Here is a 1270-nt window from a genome sequence, read left to right on the forward strand (position 1 = left end):
CACCAGTCCTGGGCGCGCTCGGCGGGCGAGATTGAGCAGAAGATCAGCAACTGGGGCCACAAAAACGATTTTGACACCCAGGCCTACTTTCAGTTCTGGAATGACCTCTCCAAGCTGAATTATCAGCAGGCCGATGGTTTTCACCCCATCATTCCGCAGCTATGGGATAAGATGTCGTTGGTACCGGCTCATTCTGTCCCGGAGTTGATTCAGCATTACCAACAAAAACCGCCGGCAACTCCTTCCGCGCTTCAGCTGGTACTAAAAAATTCCATTTGGCTTGCCCGGGCTACTTCTTTGTTTTCTAGATTTCTGAAATAATATGATTCAGGTTTCCATTGTAGTCATTAACTACAATACGTTTGCTCTTACGACGGCTTGCCTCGAATCAATCATTGCGCACACGCACGGGGTTTCCTACGAAATTATCCTGGTAGACAACGCCTCGGTAGAAACCAGGCCGGCGGTTTTTAAGGAGCGGTTTCCGGCTATTAAGCTAGTGGCCAGTGAAAAGAATCTGGGCTTTGCCGGGGGCAACAACCTGGGCATAGCGGTTGCTGAAGGAGAAGTAATATTACTCCTGAATAGCGACACCTATCTGGAAGATGACGCTATTACCAAGGCCTACACATATCTGAAGCAACATAAGGAAGTGGGGGTTGTCTCCACGCGGCTCACGTACGTGCAAGGCGGCAACCAGTCGCCGGCGCAGCGGTTTCCCTCGGTGCGCTACTACCTGATTGAGTTGCTGCGCTTGCAGAAGCTGCTGCCAAAACGCACGCGGCAGAAACTGCTGCTCGGGGCTTTCTTTGACCATTCTTTCACTACCGAAGCCGACTGGGTGTGGGGAACATTCTTTATGTTCCGGCGGGAGCTATTGCAGCAGCTGCCAAACGGTAAGCTCAATGACGACTTTTTTATGTACTGCGAGGATATTCAGTGGTGCTGGGATATCAGAAAGCTGGGCTACCAGATTCATTATTATTCTGACGCCTCCGTTGTCCATGTCATGGGTGGCAGCTCCGGTAAAAAGAATGTGCTGAATACGGATAATCGTAAAACATTCCTGCAAAAAAACTACGCCGGAATTCACTATAAATCCATCGTATTGCTAGAAAAGCTGCTAGGAATCAATTAGTAATACCAGGGGAGATTCAGTGTTCCGAAAAGTACAGAAAGCATAGATGGGAGTTGAGATAAAAGTAGGTTTTTGCGTAGCGTACGATTGGTACTACCTGGCGCAGGCACTGCCGCTGGTCTACGCCGAAGC

At 49.5% G+C, this 1270-nt stretch carries 2 protein-coding genes; both read left to right on the forward strand.

Features of this window, described 5'->3' with window-relative positions; genetic code table 11:
- Window positions 1-321 (forward strand): hypothetical protein (locus LF252_RS22680; protein WP_226271883.1); only part of this gene is annotated, 321 nt, incomplete at its 5' end.
- 1 nt (window position 322) lies between these two features.
- The gene (locus LF252_RS22685; RefSeq protein ID WP_226271884.1) at window positions 323-1138 is read left to right on the forward strand and encodes a glycosyltransferase family 2 protein; all 816 of its coding nucleotides are present in this window, start codon (window positions 323-325) and stop codon (window positions 1136-1138) included.
- The last annotated feature ends 132 nt before the right edge of the window (window positions 1139-1270 follow it).

The sequence above is a fragment of the Hymenobacter pini genome (genome assembly GCF_020421205.1).
GTDB lineage: Bacteria > Bacteroidota > Bacteroidia > Cytophagales > Hymenobacteraceae > Hymenobacter > Hymenobacter pini.